Annotated in this window: 21 protein-coding genes and 1 riboswitch; of the genes, 1 reads left to right on the forward strand and 20 read right to left on the reverse strand. The window is 41.4% G+C overall.

The window, feature by feature from the left end; genetic code table 11:
* Positions 1-66 precede the first annotated feature (66 nt).
* The 8 genes from AC0L13_RS10045 to AC0L13_RS10080 form a co-directional block, all read right to left on the reverse strand.
* Positions 67-1,353, reverse strand: a complete 1,287-nt coding sequence (locus AC0L13_RS10045; protein WP_473646604.1) for a PepSY1/2 domain-containing protein — start codon at positions 1,351-1,353, stop codon at positions 67-69.
* Between the two features lie 57 nt (positions 1,354-1,410).
* Positions 1,411-2,181, reverse strand: a complete 771-nt coding sequence (sleB, locus tag AC0L13_RS10050; RefSeq protein WP_473646943.1) for a spore cortex-lytic enzyme — start codon at positions 2,179-2,181, stop codon at positions 1,411-1,413.
* Positions 2,182-2,328: 147 nt separating this feature from the next.
* Positions 2,329-3,012 carry a glutamic-type intramembrane protease PrsW gene (gene prsW, locus AC0L13_RS10055; RefSeq protein ID WP_473646607.1) on the reverse strand — a complete coding sequence of 228 codons (684 nt, stop codon included), beginning with the start codon at positions 3,010-3,012 and terminating at the stop codon, positions 2,329-2,331.
* A 39-nt stretch (positions 3,013-3,051) separates the two neighbouring features.
* On the reverse strand, positions 3,052-4,026 hold the full coding sequence (locus AC0L13_RS10060; RefSeq protein ID WP_473646609.1) for a YpdA family putative bacillithiol disulfide reductase: 975 nt from the start codon (positions 4,024-4,026) through the stop codon (positions 3,052-3,054).
* Between the two features lie 43 nt (positions 4,027-4,069).
* Complete coding sequence (locus AC0L13_RS10065) at positions 4,070-4,843, reverse strand: metallophosphoesterase (RefSeq protein ID WP_473646611.1); 774 nt, start codon at positions 4,841-4,843, stop codon at positions 4,070-4,072.
* Positions 4,844-4,910: 67 nt separating this feature from the next.
* Positions 4,911-5,591, reverse strand: coding sequence for a LysM peptidoglycan-binding domain-containing protein (locus tag AC0L13_RS10070; protein WP_473646614.1), 681 nt, complete (start codon positions 5,589-5,591; stop codon positions 4,911-4,913).
* Between the two features lie 80 nt (positions 5,592-5,671).
* Entirely contained in the window at positions 5,672-7,108 is a 1,437-nt protein-coding gene (locus AC0L13_RS10075; protein WP_473646617.1) for a RecQ family ATP-dependent DNA helicase, read from the reverse strand.
* A complete protein-coding gene (locus AC0L13_RS10080; RefSeq protein ID WP_473646619.1) occupies positions 7,108-8,151 on the reverse strand; it encodes a YpbB family protein in 1,044 nt (347 codons plus the stop codon). Before AC0L13_RS10080 ends, AC0L13_RS10075 begins: the two co-directional genes overlap by 1 nt.
* A gap of 108 nt (positions 8,152-8,259) precedes the next feature.
* Between AC0L13_RS10080 and AC0L13_RS10085 the strand changes: the two genes are divergently transcribed.
* A complete protein-coding gene (locus AC0L13_RS10085; RefSeq protein ID WP_060207861.1) occupies positions 8,260-8,517 on the forward strand; it encodes a ferredoxin in 258 nt (85 codons plus the stop codon).
* 113 nt (positions 8,518-8,630) lie between these two features.
* Here the strand turns inward: AC0L13_RS10085 and AC0L13_RS10090 are convergent, their stop codons facing one another.
* From AC0L13_RS10090 to resB, 12 genes are all read right to left on the reverse strand, one after another.
* Positions 8,631-8,984, reverse strand: a complete 354-nt coding sequence (locus AC0L13_RS10090) for a hypothetical protein (protein ID WP_473646623.1) — start codon at positions 8,982-8,984, stop codon at positions 8,631-8,633.
* 92 nt (positions 8,985-9,076) lie between these two features.
* Positions 9,077-9,277: a hypothetical protein gene (locus AC0L13_RS10095; protein WP_473646625.1), complete on the reverse strand. Its 201-nt coding sequence runs from the start codon at positions 9,275-9,277 to the stop codon at positions 9,077-9,079.
* Between the two features lie 24 nt (positions 9,278-9,301).
* Positions 9,302-9,739: a GNAT family N-acetyltransferase gene (locus tag AC0L13_RS10100; protein ID WP_473646628.1), complete on the reverse strand. Its 438-nt coding sequence runs from the start codon at positions 9,737-9,739 to the stop codon at positions 9,302-9,304.
* Positions 9,740-9,913: 174 nt separating this feature from the next.
* Positions 9,914-10,129: a hypothetical protein gene (locus AC0L13_RS10105; RefSeq protein ID WP_473646630.1), complete on the reverse strand. Its 216-nt coding sequence runs from the start codon at positions 10,127-10,129 to the stop codon at positions 9,914-9,916.
* Between the two features lie 37 nt (positions 10,130-10,166).
* Positions 10,167-11,234: a DUF4085 family protein gene (locus tag AC0L13_RS10110; protein WP_473646633.1), complete on the reverse strand. Its 1,068-nt coding sequence runs from the start codon at positions 11,232-11,234 to the stop codon at positions 10,167-10,169.
* Positions 11,235-11,428: 194 nt separating this feature from the next.
* Entirely contained in the window at positions 11,429-12,010 is a 582-nt protein-coding gene (locus AC0L13_RS10115) for an ECF transporter S component (protein ID WP_473646637.1), read from the reverse strand.
* A gap of 396 nt (positions 12,011-12,406) precedes the next feature.
* Positions 12,407-12,538, reverse strand: a riboswitch (FMN riboswitch).
* Between the two features lie 80 nt (positions 12,539-12,618).
* Positions 12,619-13,824, reverse strand: a complete 1,206-nt coding sequence (locus AC0L13_RS10120; RefSeq protein WP_473646640.1) for a hypothetical protein — start codon at positions 13,822-13,824, stop codon at positions 12,619-12,621.
* Entirely contained in the window at positions 13,825-14,352 is a 528-nt protein-coding gene (locus AC0L13_RS10125; RefSeq protein ID WP_473646643.1) for an RNA polymerase sigma factor SigX, read from the reverse strand. It abuts the gene before it with no gap.
* A gap of 88 nt (positions 14,353-14,440) precedes the next feature.
* On the reverse strand, positions 14,441-16,240 hold the full coding sequence (locus tag AC0L13_RS10130; protein ID WP_473646646.1) for an ATP-binding protein: 1,800 nt from the start codon (positions 16,238-16,240) through the stop codon (positions 14,441-14,443).
* Positions 16,233-16,952, reverse strand: coding sequence for a response regulator transcription factor (locus tag AC0L13_RS10135; protein ID WP_473646649.1), 720 nt, complete (start codon positions 16,950-16,952; stop codon positions 16,233-16,235). The genes AC0L13_RS10130 and AC0L13_RS10135 overlap by 8 nt, the downstream gene beginning before the upstream one ends.
* 105 nt (positions 16,953-17,057) lie before the next feature.
* A complete protein-coding gene (gene ccsB, locus AC0L13_RS10140) occupies positions 17,058-18,242 on the reverse strand; it encodes a c-type cytochrome biogenesis protein CcsB (RefSeq protein WP_473646652.1) in 1,185 nt (394 codons plus the stop codon).
* A gap of 2 nt (positions 18,243-18,244) precedes the next feature.
* The gene (gene resB / locus AC0L13_RS10145) at positions 18,245-19,897 is read right to left on the reverse strand and encodes a cytochrome c biogenesis protein ResB (protein WP_473646655.1); all 1,653 of its coding nucleotides are present in this window, start codon (positions 19,895-19,897) and stop codon (positions 18,245-18,247) included.
* Positions 19,898-19,912: the final 15 nt, after the last annotated feature.

Genomic DNA, 19,912 nt, shown 5'->3' on the forward strand with positions numbered 1-19,912 from the left:
ATCTATTATGTCATGAGTAGGCATAAATTCCAATATCGAATTTCAGACCATTTGAACTATCTTCGATCATTCAAGCTTTTCCGTTTTGATCACTTCGGAAGTTTCCGTATCGACGATAACATTGTATGTTCCAGTATGACCGTGTTCATCACGAGTGACCTTTAAATAATGAGCCAGTCTTTGTTCCAGCCTTTCGTTTTCCACATAAGCGAGTTCATCTTGCACGATTTGCACATCTTTATGGAAGAATTCATTCCAGTCAATTTTCTTGATTGACTGTCTATGCAATTTCTCTTTCCGGATGTATTCTGCGGCGTTCAAGCCGATAATATCTCCCGTGTCCTTTGCGAGCTTCACATGGATGACGTCTGAAAAGACTTTTGCATCGTAGAACGGATCTTTCCTTACAAATACAAAATGCCATGATGTGTTGTTCTCTCGCGATTCTTCATAGACGAGGTCTTTATAACCTGCAGCCTTTAGAAATTCTGCCGCGTTCTGTTTAATATCTTCAAACGGAAGGGCATTCTTGCCAAATGGCCTTTCTGAAAGATAAGAAAGAACATGACCGCCTTTTTCGGTAATATCGATATAGCCGATGGATTCTCCATCAGAGAATCGTATATGAAAGAACGGATACGGCGAACCCGGTTTACTCTTTTCCACGCCAATCACATCATTGGATACTTGCGGAAACAAAATCTTGAAACGCTCTACTGCTTCCGCTTGCGTTACTTTCGCCTCATCAATATTTTTCAATTCCTTCTTTTTCATAGCATCCGACTCACTAGCTGTGAGCGGGAAGTCGGCTTCTGAATATTGTTTAACGGAAGCACCCATATCTGACCAATTGGAATCTGTTTTTTCTGAATTCAATCGATTCGTCCATTCTTGCATCGTATATTGGCCGTCAATAAGGCCCGTCGTTGCTACTCTCCATTCATCTTGCATTACTCCTAGATTTTTTGAAGCTTGTGACATTACGTTATAGTACTCATCTGGGTCCGATAGTCGATCTGCCTCTTTTGCATAATTACCGACTCTCCCTAGATAGTTCATCCACGATGTCGAAAAACTCGAATCTAAAGGGAGCGATGCGACAGAGCTCTTAATATCGGAAGAGAGTCTCCAAATATTTTCCCTCGCCTTTGTCGACCCCTCTGAATTATTGAATAGAAGCGTTTGTTTCACTGCGGAATCAAGTTCATCCAGTTTTTCCGAAGCTTCCGCCATTTGGTTTGCATATTGGTTGGACAATACGATGGCTAACTTTTGATTTTCTTTCGCTTCCGTAAAAGCGAAGACGGAAACGACGACTAATGCATAGGCAAGCACAAATATCATTTTTTTCATAGTTAATATAACAGCCCTTCCTTACAGAGCCATTTTCAATCCACCTTTCACATAACATCAATAGCAGAAGATATGCATGCCGATCTTTTTAATTTGTGGTCTCGACCAAATCCACTTACTCGTCGCAGTGACCGGGTTAAAATAATAAATGGCGTTTTCAGAAGGATCCCAGCCATTCAGTGCATCTAGAACCGCTTCCTTCGCCCGCTCATTCGGCTCCAGCCAAATCTGCCCATCAGCCACCGCAGTGAAAGCTAAAGGTTGGAAGATGACGCCACTGACCGTATCTGGGAAATCAGGATGCTCCACCCGATTCAAGATGACTGCCGCAACAGCCACTTGCCCTTCATACGGTTCTCCCCTCGCTTCCCCATATACGGCATTCGCCAATAGCTTTAAGTCCTGCTCAGTATATTTGGAAGGTAGATGGACGTTCTCGTTTGCACCTCCCCCTTTCTTCACCTGGGCGGATAGCGCAGTTCCTCCATAGTGGGTGAACTGATTTCCTTGCTTCAAGTTATCCATTACAAATTTTTCATCGTATGAGGAAGCTGCAGTCAATTTCTTTTTCGTTTGCGAGCCAGCAATGCCATCTATCGGCAAACCGTATTTCTCTTGGAAATTACGCAAAGCCCAATAGGTTCCATAACCGAATTTCCCATCGATTTTCCCGTTATAAAATCCGATGTATTGAAGTCTCGCCTGCAGTTCGATAACATCATCCCCTGTTGCCCCTCTAGCAAGATCGCGCGCACTGAATGCATCGATAGTAACTGGGGAAGTTGCATATGCTGTTCCTAGCAATAACACTATAGCCACTAATCGTATTACTAATTTCTTCAATTTCATGCCCTCCTTTCTCTCAGTTTGTCCAAACAAATTCTTTTTATTATCTTGAGGGCATAAAAAAAAGATCCAGCATATCCGCCAGATCTTCATAAAAACAGTACTGCAATTATTCTTTTCATATGAAATTCATTTCATACCTATTTGGGCTTTGTTCCTGAATTGCTGCATCGCAAATGTATGAGCGCGTTTAACACGAGTCAATCCGAACCACCATAAGTAGAACATAAATGGGATTATTAAATATAATGACAAGTCACTCACACCTAAAATGCCATTGTATATAAAATGGAGAATGAATGGCGCAAAAAAGGCGAAGAACAGCATGCCTTTCCGATTGGATATCGTCGTAAACTTCGCCCTTCCTAAGTAATACCCCATAACAACTCCGAAAAGTGCATGGCTTGACACGGGTAGAAGTGCTCTTATAAACGCAGTGTCTAAACCGAAGATGAATAAGTACAGTATATTTTCCACTGTTGCAAATCCGAGGGACACGCTTGCGCCATAAAGGATGCCATCGTATGCATCTTCGAACTCAACATGCTTGAAAATCGCAATTAATAAGATAAGCCATTTGAAAAACTCTTCAATCCAACTTGTAAAGATTGCATTACGAAAGAAATCATTCGGAATGATGTTTTCTTCTTCAAAGACGTGCTGTATGAACATGATCGGAAAGGTCATCATCGCTCCATAAATGAACGTATGAAATAATGTGCGTGAAGGTTCTTTTGCAATCTGTTTTCGCAAGTAAAAATAGCTGAATAACGCCAAACCCGGCGCAATCGCTACAGTAAGCAATATAATCAAACCCTCACGCCCCCTTCCCTGCGATGCGATCGCAATCCGTTATTTTTGAGAATTGGAAGTCAGTTGAATATGTTTGGCAATCAAATTACCATGCCAGCGTCCATTCTCTATGAAAATCTCATTGGAGTTATTGCCTGCAGCAATGACACCCGCAATATACAGCCCTTCCACATTCGATTCCATCGTCTCTTCGTCAAAGAATGGCCTGCCGCTCTCGTCGTCTATCGTAATGCCCATCCCTTTCAGAAAACTATGGTCTGGATGATAACCGACCATCGCGAATACATAGTCGTTATCGATTGTTGTGCGAACTCCATCTTTTTCGAAAGTAACGGAATTAGAAGTAATTTCTACGACTTGCGAATTGAAATGCATATCGATCTCACCGCTTCTGACCATACTGTCAAATCCAGGCAGAATCCACGGTTTAACGCTAGGGGAGTATTCAGCCCCTCTATAAATAACGGTTACGGATGCACCTGCTTTTGCTAATTCGATGGCAGCATCTACTGCAGAGTTCTTGCCGCCGATGACAACGACTTTCCTACCGAAGAAAGGATGAGCTTCCTTGAAGTAGTGGAACACATTCGGCAACGAATCTCCTGGAACGCCTAACGAGTTCGGGTTATCATAGTAGCCTGTTGCTACGATGACAAACTTCGATTTGTAGCTAGCCAGATCAGTTTTCACCGTAAAATGTCCATTCATTTTCTCTACAGTTCCGACCTTTTCAAAGCTATTAATCGGAAGCTCCTTCAGTTCGGCGACTTTTCGATAATAGACAAGTGCATCATTCCTTTTCGGCTTTTCCTTCGCTGTAATAAAAGGAATATCCCCGATAGACAACTTGATGCTTGAGCTAAAAAATGTCTGATGTGTCGGATAGCGGTAAATTGAATTGACGATATTTCCTTTTTCAATTATTAATACATCTAAACCTATATTTTTCAATTCGATAGCGGCGGATAATCCACATGGCCCGCCGCCAATCACAATTGCATCTTTGTAAATCAATTTCATCATTCTCCTTACAATCAAACGCTGCTTGCCTCGTCATTTAATATTTTATCGTTATGATATGACTTTCCGGAGCCGCCCCCAAACGGAGTGGGACAATAGAAGTGCCATATCCATTACTTATTAGTCTCGCCTTTCCATCGGCTTCGGTAAACTGCCCTAATGGGTGCAGCGCAATATTGCCAAGTCTAATCTGCCCACCGTGCATATGACCTGCAACCATTAATTCAGGCTTACAAATCTTCTCCACTTTCCGGAAGAGTGATGGAGTATGTGTGGCGACAATTACATAAGAATAATTTTCAGCGCCTTTAAGAGCCGCCTCGACATCAACATTTCCACTCGAAGGATCATCTGTTCCACATATTCCCCAATGCTGGTGACTTTCAATTTTTGCATTCGAATTATCCAATATCGTACCGCCGTGCTTTTTGATAATATCCCGAATTGCATGTTCACCGACTTCTCGATCATTGTTCCCCCAAATGAAATATAATGGAGCAATCTCTGAAAGTCTTTCTACATTGCGGTCAATCGTCGAAAGCGGAACTCCGCCTTCTGCAAGATCTCCGCCTATTATTACAATATCAATCAATCCATGTGATTGAATATTTTTCAACAGTTGTCTATCGATCCGTCGTCTGTGAATATCCGAAATAAAAAAAACGGACAACTCGTTGCCTTCCCCGCTATTTTTTCGAACAGAAAAAGAATGGTGGATGACATTTTTACGGTTTGCATAAAAGAACATATATGCAAGAATACTTACGAATATCCCAAAAACGCTCGCTAAACTAGTTAACACAATTTTCATTTTGCACCTGCCATAAGAAAAAGGCAAAGAACCGACTTTGCCTTTTCTTCCATTTCTTTGGAGTCATTCAGGGAATAATTAACTTTTGCCCTGCCATTATATCATTGGATGAAAGTCCGTTCGCTTTTTTAATCTTATCGATTCCGGCGTCGGAGCCGTAATAATTCACGGAAATTCGATAAAGTGTTTCATTGGCTGCTACAATATGCGTTCTACTCTGTGTATTCGTTTCTGTCTTGTTTTGGGAACTTGGTTTTTCTTCCGCTTTTGGAGTCTCTGTCACTTTCGGAGGTTCCTTTTTCTCAACGGCGGGCGGAGTAACAGTTACAGGCTTTTTATTGGATTCATTTTTCGACTCTTCCGCAGTTCCTTTGTTAGTATCCCCTTTAGACTGTTGCTCATCCTCTTTTTCTTTTTCAGAATCCATAACAATCGAGCCGGGACTCTCGCTATTTCCAGACGATTCATTCGTTCCGTACTCTACAGGATATTCTGAACTATCGACCTTGGCGGATCCGCTATCTGATCCAAAGTAGAAATTATAAATGACATAAACAAAAATTATGATCGGAATGAATGTAAAAATGCCTAGGATTACATTGATAGTCGTATGACTGGAAGCTGTCTTCCCCTTACGGCGTCTGCCATGCCGTTCTGCTCGTGACGGCAAAATCGCATCTTCATCGCGATCAAGCCCGATCTCTCTGCGATGCTCTTCAAATTCAACTTTGTAATCATTATTTTTCATCGACATATTCTCCTATTCAATGGTGCTCTTCTTTATATTATGACGAATATTGTCGTAAAAGTAAACGGGCATCAGACCTGTTATCCAAGTAGAATCGTAATTCTTTCATCCCAACTGACTCTCTCTTTAGTACTCTTCCTTATTACTTTTTCCGTAAGCCAATCAACTGGACTGAGACCGCAATTCGAACAGCATTCGTCAGGTTTACTCCGACATATTTCCCCAAAATACAACAGAGCGGCTTGCCGGATGCATTCTCCGCTTTTGACTACGTGGATCATTTGCTGAAGTTGTACGTTCTTTTCATTTGAAAGCCCCTTAAATCGTAAAAGTATTTCATCCATCGAATAGCGCTCCGAATAATAATCAATTACCCGCTTTCCTGTCTCTGTCAAACTAGCTAACTCGGCTGCTTTGTCGGAAGGGTGACCTTCTGACATCAACTTGTAGTAATGGCGGATTTCGTCTTCACTAGGCATGTCTGATTGGATGATGAAACTTGTCGTATACTCGTCAGTGGGCATGTAAAGCAACGTTGCGGCAGCCGGATGGCCATCCCTCCCCGCTCTCCCGACTTCTTGCATATATGCGGCAACTGTGGGTGGAAGGTGGTCATGGATCACTTGCCGGATATCGTCTTTATGGACCCCCATTCCAAATGCATTCGTTGCACATATCCATTCAAGATTGCCATTGAGAAACTGATCTTGGATGATAGCACGGTCATCTTGTTCCTTCCCAGCATGATAGGATTGTACAGCTACACCTTCCAGCTGAAGTTCGATAGCCAATTCATCGGCGCGTTTTCTAGATGAAGCGTAAATAATCCCCGGTCCTGCCGTCTGCATTACCCTTTCTTTAATCCAAGCAGTTTTTTCAACAGTTGAGTACACTTCGCGAATTGAATAGGAAATGTTCGGACGATCCAATGAATGACGTACTACATATGGATTCTTCATTCGAAGGTAATGCTGAATATCGTTCAACACCTTTTCATCCGCCGTAGCAGTCAAAGCCAATATCGGAGGACTCCCCATTTCGTTTAAGAAGTCTCCTATGCGTAAATAATCCGGACGAAAATCGAATCCCCATTGGGAAATACAGTGCGCTTCATCGACGACAACTAACGAAATTTGTAACCGGTTCAATTGTCGTCCAAATGATTCTTGGGAAAGCATCTCAGGGGAAATAAAGATAAATTTATAGTTTTGAAGTTGCGCGATAATTCTTTGCCGTTCAGGATAATGCAGAAATGAATTCAATGCGATTACACGTTTTTCACCATTTTGGCGCATCCGCATCGCCTGGTCTTCCATTAATGAGACGAGCGGAGAGATAATGAGAACAGCGCCTTCCATAATAGCCCCTGGCAACTGATAGCAAAGAGATTTTCCCATCCCCGTCGGCAAAATGGCGATCGTGTCCTTCTTAGTCAATACGTGACGAATCACTTCTTCTTCTCCTGGGCGGAAGTTTTCATATCCGAATCGATCTTGTAAAATCTTCTTCAAATCCATTATTCATCCACCATCCCTTCGTTACTAGCTGTCAAAATGAGACGGATCTTAAAATAGGAAAGTGTTTCAAATTCATTTTTCAATAGTTTTAGTCGTTTCGTCCCCATTTCTTCGGATTTTGAAACAACCGCACGGATTTGTTCCTCCGAAACGAAATGTGTTAGGGGGAAATTTTTATCATCCATCGCTATTTCGATAATATGGTCTTCGATCGTGCTCATTTTCAATTTTCGTATGGACGCGATGCTTTCCATGGAATACCCTTGTTCAAAAAGCCTTTTCGTTTGCAAAGCGGAATCAGTTAAATACGTTTGCACTTTGATATCGTATGCAATTTGTTTAAGAAACGGAAAATCATCCGAATGTTCAAGTGCGCATAAAAGTCTATGTAAGCTTTCGATGAATAGCAGACGAAGTGTATCAGTGGGCTTATCTAGGTCGTTCGACAATTGTTCCCACGTCTTCGCAGTTTCTAATCTTCCAGTCAACCGGCATGCGAATATATATTTTTGTATATTTGTCATACCACTTCTCATAAAAGCTTCTTTTAATTCATTGCCTATGTATTTAGCAAAATTAGGATCGGTAATTGGTTGTCTTTCTAAGAGCCTCTTAACGAAAAGCTGAATCTCCCGATCTTTTTGAATCGGTATGAATGACGTGTCCCCTTCACGCATATACGATAAGGTTTGGACAAGCAACGAAAGTCTGCTGAAAAAGATCATTTCGCGTCCTCTATAATCCCATCCGCTGAAATGTAATTCGGGCATCCCCTCTAAGGCCTTTTCCCCTGCCTCTGTGATACGAATAAACTTTTCAACTTGGACAATGAATCCCTTGTCCTTTAATTCATAAGCAACTTCCAAATAGGTTGCTTCGTCTAATTTTGGCAAGATGCCAAATAAATGTTTGACGTTGAAATAGTCAACATCTTGCAAAGTTTGCCCGGATTTCTTTCCGCGAAGCAAATGGAGTCCGGCATTCAAAGTCCGTTGTCCATTCATTTTGCTTATGATAAATAGTAGAATTATTGACAAATTCATGACATGCCCCCCTGAAAAGTATGTTTTTTTGTTGAAAACAAATGAAAACAGCTTTAGAATGATAAGGGAACTAATCAGATAGTGCGGAGAAAAGAGGAGAGAACGTCAATGACTTGCAAAAAATACACCATCGTTGACCAGGACACATGTATTGCATGTGGAGCTTGCGGCGCTGCTGCACCTGACATCTACGATTATGACGATGAGGGGATTGCCTACGTTATTCTTGATGATAACACGGGCGTTACAGAAGTTCCAGAAGAACTATTGGAAGATATGGAAGACGCATTTGACGGTTGCCCGACTGATTCGATTAAAGTCGCGGACGCACCGTTCGATGGCGATCCATTAAAATATGAAGACTGAGTCAAGCAATCAAAGAGGCTGCCGGAGATATGTAATCCGGACAGCCTCTTTTTGTTGTATACCAAATCTACCAATCGTTGATTTCCATTACAGGCGGACGCTTTTCGCCAATTTCACCCCTTTGTTACATGTATAAACAATGTTAGTTCGATAAAATATTCGAAGTAATAGAAAACAGTCAAACAAAAACTTAAGACCATAAACAAAACTAAACCTAGAATGATTGGTGAAAAACGAAATCGGAACAGTTTAACTCCTCCCGCATCCTGCCCCGTTCCTTTTACACTTGCGTTATATACGTTTTGGTTTTGATTATTAAAATATAGAAACAACCATGGTATAGCAAATAGTAATAAACTCCCTAAGAAAAGAAACTCCATAAGATTCCAGTTAATCAATATGGATATAGCCCACAACAACCCCATTTCTATTAACATGGTTAGGATTACTATTACTGGCTTTTTCATTTGAATTCCCCCAAAGTACATAATTGTCTCTTTCTATTTAAGTAAGTTGCTATGGAGTGAAAATTGAGTCTGTTAATGCAATGACATATCTATTAAGGTCCAATGAAATAGGCAAAGATAGGAAGTGCGATTATGACAAATATGCTTTGGAAAAAAGTAAAAACAATATCTTTCTTCCAACTACTATTTTTAGGATGACGATACGCAACCCTTTGAAAAAATAGCAAAGCTATCCACCAACACAACAAAGCAACAACTACTGAATTGAAATCACCATAAAAATCAGTGAACATTATTGCTCCCCCTACGACTTGATCTCAAATTAACTTTTTTGAAAATCCTGTACTTTTCCCTACATAGCCATTACTAGAGTAAAAATGATGTGCCGCTTGACGCTCTTCTCGATTGCCACTATTTAAAGTTATAGCTACTGCGCCTTGTTGGATTGCCCATTCTTCACATGCTTTTAATAGCTTTGTTCCAATCCCATGCTGACGTTGTTTGGAACTTACTACAAACGCAATAATACGCACATATATACCTGTAAACTCAAATGCAAGTGCCTTACATAACCCTGCAAAACCTATAACTTGATTGTTTTGAACAGCTACCAACGCTTCATAATCTATATGATTTTGAAGCAACTCAAACCGCTTCGATAATTCTTCGAGTGTTGTGGGATAACCTAATTCACGCATCAACTCGACTACATCTATGAGATCTGTTTGTTGGATTGCTCTAATTTCTATTGTCATTACTTTCACCTTCCGCTCTAAACATCAAAGCTGACGCACCAAAAGGCGCACCTACTTATTCAATATGTGCTCCGTTAACAGAATAAGCATATTGCGTATTTGGAAACGATGAGAAATTACTAATTTTATGCTTCACTTGTGCCAGTACCAATCCGATTTGTTGAAGATAAACAATTAGACAACAAAATGCTCTTTCTTTTGCTTCCTTTTATGCAGATAAAGCCATACAAAAAAGATTGTCAACGGAATGACAGGAATTAGTGCAGGAATTTCTCTTGGTAGTGCAGTAAACTGTATGAGAACTATTTGTACAATTACAGTCGGTATCATAAGAAGCAACCACATTCTAACTACCTTGTTTTTAAAACGTAATTCAAATCGATCGCTCATCAGTCACACCTCTTTGTTTTATTTAACATCTCTCTTCTTATTTCATAAGCCATTTCAGTTTTACATCATCCTCTATACAACCAAGTTGATCGAAATGACTTGCTAGAATGTCAAAATACATATCTTCATCTGGACTTACATTCGCTTTACGAAGCGCCATATTAACGATATGTGCTACATCTTCTCCTAGCTCAAAAATCGTATTGAAGGCACGTACTCGAATATTTTGGTCGGAATCAAACATAGCAAACATCAATTCATCAGTCGGAATCGGCTCACTCAAATGTGCATAAGGATCTTCATAAGTTGCACAGTAAATTCGCTCTCTTGCCTCATTAAAATTCTCACCTACGAAAATCTCTCCAGCGAAAATACCATTCTTCGTTTGCGAGAGACTATCCAAATCAATCTCTATAAAGCGCATGTCTTTTATAATATAATATTTGTCGTCTTGATTGAGCGCAGAAACGTAATCATCCCATGCAGCGATTTCTCCCGGTTCAATATAAACTGCAGGACGGTATAAGTAATTTGCTGTGACTTCTTTGAAATAAATTGTCCATTCGCTATAGGGGCTGCCAAAGCTAGACAAAACCCGTAATCCAAATCCGTCCTCAATTTCTATTAGCTCGTCATATACATAGTAGCCTTCAAGCTTGCCCTCTGTTTGTACATCATGAAAAACTAACTGCACAATTGACTCGACTGTAAACCCGCCTCTCATATCCAATAGAAGCATAAATTCATTTCCTTGTTGCTCAGCATTAATAATTTTACCGTCATGAAATGACTGAGAAAAAACGGTTTGTGCAGATGGATGAAAGTGTTCAACAATTGAATCACGCTTTTCATAATTAGCTTTGCTACTAATCGTGAATTGCTCAACAGTCTCTGTGCACCATTCTTTAAATTCATCCATTGACGTATCATTTCGAAATAATGTTCGTTCAATAATTTGAGATTGAAATTTTTGTGGTAAGACAACTATGTACTGTACTAAATTTTCATATAAATGTTTCTCAAATTCACCATCGATCTCTTCCTTAAACGGATATGTATGTGCTGCATCAAATACTTCCTGTCGTTCACGTGTTAAGAAAAACATTGTTTCACCCCTTTTTAGATAAAATTTACTATCCACCTCTATTTAGCCGTTATAATTATTCAAATTTGTACAATAAGTATAACACCTTCTCTTCGAAAAGATTAGGTACCTTTATAGATAAAATTCACAAGTTTCCAATAAAAAAAGAGTATGTGAACAATTATCTGTTCACATACTCGCGAAATCTATAGTCATTACATCGTCAACTGACGGTTTTGTTGGTCGATCCATTTGCTCATGCTCTTATACAGCAGCAACGAAATAACCATCAGCATGATGCCTTTTATCAAATTGAAAGGAAGGATCCCTAGTACGATTACATTGAACATTGCCTCTCCTGTATAAGCAGGCATATTCAAAAAGTACGTGTACATTGGCAAGAACACAAAATAATTCAATGCGCTCATTCCGACAGCCATAATAACCGTTCCGGTGATCAAACCAGCTGTCAGGCCTTTTGTATTTTGAACCTTCTTAAAGATCAAATAGATTGGCATAATGAAAAGGACACCAGTTACAAAGTTGGCAAGCTCTCCTACCGGTACACCTGTCGGACTACCCGATAAAAACCAATGCAATACATTTTTAAGCAATTCTACTGCGATTCCTGCTACAGGACCCATCGTCATGATCGCCAATACAGCTGGAATTTCACTGAAATCGACTTTCAAGAAGGCAGGCAATGCAGGCAGCGGGAAATTCAACTGCATCAATACCGTTGAAATGCTTCCCAGGATTGCGATGAGAATCATCCTGCGTAATTTCTTGTTGTTCATGTTAACCCTCTCTCCTTTTGCGATTCACTTCAAAAGAGGAAAGGTCTGACCGTTTTTTTGTTGTCCACATCCAGCTTCGGCGGCCGAACTGATGCCTTAATTTCTGCATAAATCGCAGAAATACGGCAAAACGAACCCTTCGCAGTTCGATTTGCTCTGGGTCATAAGTCAACCATGCTGTACAGCAAAAAGCGCTGTTCGCATGTCTGCCTTATGCCTGTCGCATCTAGGCCGGCCGCCTACGCATTAGATAAATAAAAATCCCTAAAGCAAATAAGCTTCAGGGAGAGTTTAAAAGGCATTCTTAAATAAGGGTTAGGTATAAAGATATTCTTTATCCGTTCCCATACTTAAATAAGCACCCTTTTTGTAGACAACACAAAAAGACGGCTGCACCTTCACCTTCTCCCATCCAGACTATACTGTCGGCTCCGGAATCTCACCGGAATCAGCTGTTACGCTCGCGGGCTAGGAAGTTGAACTTCCATTTCCGCCGGTCGGGAATTACACCCTGCCCCGAAGATGAATCAATATTATATTACAACTCTATTGTAACTAGAAAAAAGCGTTTTGTAAACTCTTCTGTTTACAAAACGCTTGCTTACGTATTATGGAGTAAACCATGTTGGATTGCTGCCGATCGGCATCGGCAATGTCTTTGTCAGATCATACTTGCCAAAGCTTTCTGCGGTTACATTCTTGAGACGGACTTGCTTGCCAAATCCTTTTGCCGTCAGCATGAATCCTTCTATCATCTGATTCATAATATTTTGTTCAAAAGCAGTGATGTCTAATTGCTCTTTGAACGTAATAACAGCTATTTCATCGTCCATACGTACATCATAATCTACATTGTCGGGAATCAGTGATTGTACAATATCCCCATTTACTTCTTTCATTTCGAGGAGCCCTTCTTCCACTGTGTTAACAGTCCCAACGGGCTCATATGGAGCTAAATATACCTTACCGGAAGGCATAGTATAACGATAATAAGGAAATGGATTTTTCAACTCGGCAGCATTGGATTTTCCAACACTTTCAAAAGAAGTCGGATTTCCTTTTTCATCGACAAGCTGCATTTTTTCAAATTCAGGAAATGTTTCTTTCATGGAATTGAAATAAAAATCTACTGTAGCAGATGACAGATCATACGTATGGTCGGCAGGGATTTGATGATAGAGTATACCATTTTCCACGTATAACTTGCCTTTATACGGATGATAGTCGTCAAAACCTAGTTCCTCTTCCGGAAATTCAGCGGCATATTTATTATACAGCTCAATGCTTGACGGATTTCCATCAGGGAAATCAGAACGGATCTGTGACTCAGGTATCAAAAATGTGATAGGAACTACATTTGCAGATTCCACTAATCCAATTTGAAAAGGGGTTACATCAAAAAACTCGTCTGCAAGTACGACATGGCTTTCAACATTTGCGGATGTCATCGCTGCTGACTCCGTTTCTTCAGAAGCATTAAAGGTATCTGCAGATTCCTCCGTTGCTTCATTTTCAGTTGAGGAGTCAATCGCCCGTTCGGCTTTAAAAGCACGAGGAGCATTCGAATCCTCCATTGCCCTATCATTCTTGTTAAGGTTAAGCATCGAAGGGACAATTAAACTGAAAAGAAGCAACGCAGCTGCCGCCACGAAAACAGGCATCCATTTCTTCGGATTCATCCGGCGCGGTTTTTTCAAGCGCTCGTCTTGTTTAAGCCGCTCCAAAATTTGTTCTTTGGATCGGTTATCTTCAATTTTCGGCATGGAATGAAGAAGGTTTTCCAGTTTGTCGTCATCCCATTGATTGTTTGTCATTCATCTTCCCTCCTCTGCCGAAAGAGCATTCAATTTCTTTTGCAATGCTTTAATTGCTCGGTGCTGTGTCGTTTTCACTTTTCCTTCGGTCCAACCGAGAGTGTCGGCGGTTTCCGCTATAGAGAGCTCTTGAAAATAACGCAAAACGATCACCATCTTTTGGTCGCCTGTACACGTATCCAAAATCCGAAGCAGCTGTCTCATCTCTTCATTCAACGATGCAATTTCTTCAGGAGTATTGCCTGAAGAAGGCAACTCGCTTTGCTCCCAGTCAAATTTATCGAATTGATGTTTTTGCCGTACATTCTTCTTTCTGAAGTGGTCAATGGCGACATTTTTCGCGATGGAAAAGAGCCATGTCTTTTCCGAGCTCTTCCCTTCAAAACCAGCATAGGCTTTCAACACTCTGACATACACTTCATGCATAAGATCTTCGGACGAATGTCGATCTCCTGTTAAATAGATGAGGAAATTGAAGACATCCTGATGAAATTGCTCGTATAGCCTGTGGAAAACGGAGTCATCCACAAAATCCCCCCGTTCAATACATTAGTCGTAATTCAAGATGAAAAGTTTCATCCCCATTTACATTTCCTTCAGACGTTTTCTCCGCCGCTTACTCTTCGTCATTTGAATCTTTAGGACCGATTGGCAATATGCATTTGAAGATTGTGCCTGACGTTTCAGCTAGCTCCGCAGTAATCCGTCCTTCATGCGAGTCAACGATATTTTTTGCGATTGCCAATCCTAGACCCGTTCCGCCTTTGCCTCTCGTCCGTGCTTTGTCAGCTTTATAAAAACGTTCGAAAATAAACGGAAGATCCTCCTTCGGTATCCCGCTCCCCGTATCAGCGACGGATATTTCAACCATATCCCCTTTTCTTTCGACATCAACTGTCACTTTTCCTCCATCTGGCGTATGACGGATTGCATTATCAATCAAGTTTGTAAACACTTGTTCTAATCGGAAGTCATCAGCGAAGAGGGCAATATCCTTGTCTTTATCGTCAAAATCTAATGTAAGCATCACATTTGAATCGCGGGCGATTTGCATAAATTTATTTTGAACCCTATCCAAGAAAGGAATGAGAGGGAAATTCAATTTGTATAATCGCATATGACCCGATTCCATTCTTGCGAGGTCGAGCAGATCTGTTACGAGACGGCTCATCCGTTTCGATTCATCGTGGATGATCTGCACCATTTCATTTCGTTCCTCTTCACTCGTCATTACATCATCAATGATCGCTTCGCTATACCCTTGCAATAAGGAAATTGGCGTCCTCAATTCATGGGAAACGTTTGCTATGAAATCAGATCTTAGCTTATCAAGTTTATGCTGATCAGTCATATCCCGCAACACGGCTACTGCACCGCGAATGCTATTTTCACTATAGAGGGGGCTTATCGAGATGCCGTAAAATTGGCCGCCGATCTCAAGCTCATCCTCGACTTCCTCTGCAAATGTAATGGCGTGTTCAAGCATATGAAAAATTTCCTTTGGCAGCACTTTATCATCGGCACCATTGGCAAAATACCATTTCTGCAATAATCGTTCTGCCTGAGGGTTGCTTAAAAGAATCGAATAGTCCCGATTGAATGTGATGACTGCATCTGTCATCGATGTAAGAATGCTCGATAATTGTTCCTTTTCCTGCTTGATCAATTCCATTTGGTATTTCAACTGTCTGCCCATCTGGTTGAATGCAGTCGCCAACTGGCCGATTTCATCATTTTGCATGACTGGGAGACGCGTTTCGAAGTTTCCTTTTGACAATTCAAAGGCCGCTTGCTTCATCCCGCGCAACGGAGAAGTAATTTTCGTGGAAAGGAAGAAAGCGAAAATAGTCGTTAAAATGAAAGCGATGAAAGCTGATAGGAAAACGATATTCGTCGTCCTTTTCGTCGTACGATGTACGGCATCAAGGCTTTGGTACATGACAATCGAGTGGATTGTACCATCGACTTCATCATATGGATACACGAGAACAAGAAATTGTTCCATGACGTTTTCATCTCCAAGAGATGGGAGAATCATTTCTTTTACTACTTTTTTATTGATTTCAATATCCGAGAAAAATCTCGGTTCCGATAAGATTTTTTTCTCGATCTTTTCTTGATTCAATCCTTTATGAAATGAATAATGGACTTCTTTTTCTGAATCAATGATCATCGCATTCGTCTCGTTATCCAATATGTCCTGGATAATAATTCGCATCGCAGATTCGTTTTCATGGTCTACAACAATTTTTCCAATTGTCGTCGCTTCTCTGCGCAACGAATCCTCTGCCTGATTCGTATGGAAATTGTCTAGGAATTCAAGGAGGAGGACAGTGACGATAAAAAGGACAAAGGAAACGAGAAGCAATATGGTTGCCCATAGCTTCCCGACGATTGAATGCCATATTCTATTCATTCGGAACCTCGAACTTATAGCCGACGCCCCAAACTGTAACAATCATTTTAGCAGCACTTTCCGATACACGGCTCAGCTTCTCGCGTAACCGTTTTACATGTGTATCGACAGTCCGTAAATCCCCGAAAAACTCATAGTGCCATACTTCTTTCAATAATTGCTCACGATCGAACACCTTGTCTGGCGATTTTGCAAGGAAATAAAGCAATTCGTATTCCTTCGGCGTCAAGTTCACTTCTTTCCCTTCGGCCGTTACACGGTGTGCGTCATGATCGATCGTCAATTGCGGGAAGACGACGAGATCCTTTGAACTGTTCGCAGCTGTTGAATCTGGGAAAGTGACCGATCTTCTCAAAATCGCCTTCACGCGCAATACAACTTCACGCGGACTGAACGGCTTGACGATATAATCATCTGCACCCGTTTCAAAACCTGTCACTCGATCCGATTCCTCGCCCTTCGCAGTCAAGAAGATGACAGGTGTCATTTTCTTTTCATCTCGAAGTTCCTGCAATACTTCTAAACCGTCTTTTTCAGGCATCATTAAATCCAGCAAAATACAGTCATAATGATTCGCAAGCGCTTTTTCAATCGCCTCGGCTCCATCTATTGCCTCATCAATTTCGAAGCCTTCACGGGATAAATACATAGTGAGAAGACGGCGGATCCGGTCCTCATCATCCACCACTAATAACCTAACAGTCTCTTCCATCATCCAAGTCCCCTTTCAACTACACTTCTGTTCTTATTGTACAAGTAGCATATAAAAAAAGAAACTGCACAGCACCTTTACGGCTTTGTGCAGTCCTAAATCGGATTACGCGTATGAATGCAGGCCTGCTATGATGAGATTCACGGCGATTAGATTGAACATGATGATGACAAATCCTATAACCGCAAGCCAGGCAGATTTCTCTCCTTCCCATCCTTTTGAAAGACGGAGATGGAGGAATGCCGCATAAAACAACCATGTAATTAGGGCCCAAACCTCTTTCGGGTCCCAACCCCAGAACCTGGACCAAGCTTCATGCGCCCAAATCATCGCAAAGATTAGAGCTCCAAGTGTGAAGACCGGGAAGCCGATCAAAACGGAACGGTAGCCGATTTCATCCATGAGCTGTGAATTCGCTTTCTTCGCAAATGGTTGGAATAAGGAAGCGAGCGGTCTGCGGAAAATAAGTCGTAAAATGATATAAAGAATCGTTCCTGTCACGACCGACCAAACGAATGTAGTCAATGTTTTCGCATTGACGATCGCCGGCATCTCAGCCCACGGCTTCATCGCTCCAGGCGTTTGCGCTTCATACTCGTTCATACCGAATAATGGCGGGTAATTGTACTCGATTTTCGCAGGTGCCTCGTTTTTATCGATATACGTAAAATGCGCTTCATATCCTGTCAGCTTGAATGTTGTCGAAGAGATGACAAACCCAAGGACTAAAACGAGAGTGAACATGACGGCCTCTATCCAAAATCGCTGTCTCGACGGTTTTGTCATATCGACATTCTTCACTAAGTATATGAGGCCCGCAACCGCACTAATTGCAAGAATTGATTCACCAAGCGCGGCAGTGATGACGTGGATTGTCAGCCAGTGGCTTTGCAGCGCCGGTATGAGCGGTGTAATGTCCCGAGGGAACATGCTTGCATATCCGATTATAATAATTGCAATCGGCAACGCGAACAACCCTAATGAAGGCGTCCGATACAAGAAAAACAGCAGGATGAATGCCCCTACGAGCATCATGCCGAACGCAGTCGTAAATTCGAACATATTACTGACCGGAGCGTGACCAGAAGCCATCCATCTCGTAATGAAATACCCGAGATGCGTGATGAAACCAATGATCGTAATTATGATGCCGATCCTGCCCCATCTATGGTTTCTATAGGACGCTTCCGATTTCGCGCCTTTCACTGCTCCACCGAAGAAAAGCGTGGCAACTAAATAAGCAATGAAAGAAACGAATAGCAGGTTAGCGCTTAACGATGCTAATCCCATAATTATTTTTCTCCTTCCTCTTCCTCAGATGACGATTCTTTGTCCAATCTGTCTTCATAACCCGGCAGATCTGCATAATCTTTGACCGTATCCAATTCCTTTTTCAAAGAGTACCAGTTCTTATTCGTATGGGCAGCGATTAACATCTCATCGCCTTCACCTTTCTGGATCCAAATCCGTCTATGGTTCCAATAAGAACCTTGGATTACCCCAATCATGAAAATGATTCCGCCTAATAGAAGGACATACAATGTTTTATCCTTACGAATCGTCAAACCGGAAATATCCCGAGTTTCTGCGCTGACAAACTTTACTTGATACGCATTTTCTTGTGTTTCAAGCGTTTGTCTAATGGCAACAAAGCTCTTTTCCCCTTTTGGTTTTTCAGGAGTAATCATGTTGAAGATGAAAGCCGGGTTGTTCGGAATTGGTGATTTGGAAACAGGCTCGCCATTTTCAACACCGTCATAATCCGCATAATACCCGATTAAATCGACCCTTGCCCCATCATTCAGTTCATATACTCCTTCAGGGTCATCCAAATCGATTGTGAATTGCCCAAATGACTTCCCTGTTTTCTTTTCGATCAACTGCATCGTCATCGATTTCAACTCGTCCAATCGATAATCCATTTGGAAAATGTTGTATCCATCGAATTTCAATGGCTTGTTGACGATGATCGGATAGTCTTTGACATGCTCTAGGTCTGTTGATCCCGGCAAACTGTCTTCTTTCTTTTTGTATAACGAGACATCCGTCTGATAGGATTTCACAATCGTGCCGACACGATCGATCGCCTTACCGAAAACTTCATCGGCTTCTTCCTTTGAATACGTCTCAATGCTGAAATCCTTACTCTCTAAATAATAGTCAGGAGCACCAGGAATCGAGCGTAATTCACCTTCCCGAATCCACATCGTTTGATCGACGTAGAATCCTGGAATGCCGCGCAATAGGACACCGAATAAGAAAATGATCAAGCCGGTATGGTTAACATAAGGACCCCAACGCGAAAAACGATTCTTTTCAGCTAAGATTGCTCCATCTTCCATTTTTACGTTGTATTTCATTTTCTTCAGTTGCTCTTCCGCTTTTGCAAGTGATGCATCTGCATCCTTAGAGGGACCTGTACCGTAAATCCGTTGACGCTTCATGAATGAAGTATGTCGTTTCGTCCGCTGCTTCTTCAATGATTTATAGAGCGGAATCACCCTATCGACACTCGCAATGATGATGGACGTTCCGAGCATGCCAATCAGTATTTTAAACCACCAGCTATTATACATATCATAGAAGCCTAATTTGAAATAGAGAGTTCCTACAATTCCGTACAGACGTTCATAATATGCTAATAATTCCGCTGGCGAATCCTGATTCACAGGAACGTAAAATTTCTGCGGGAAAAGCGTACCGATCGCGGAAGTGGCAAGCACCGCGATAATAATACTTACACCAATTTTAACACTCGAGAAGAAATTCCAAATCTTATCGATGATCGATCGTTTATACGTCTGAGATCTACGGGCAGATCCTTCGTAACGCATATCGACAACTTCACTTTTTTTTGCTTCCTCGGTCAATGGTCGGCCGCATTTTTCACAAAGTACCGTTCCGAATGGGTTGTCATGACCGCATTGACATTTGATTTTACTCATCTGTTCGAACTCCTT

It is taken from the genome of Sporosarcina sp. QA0331 (assembly GCF_055808055.1).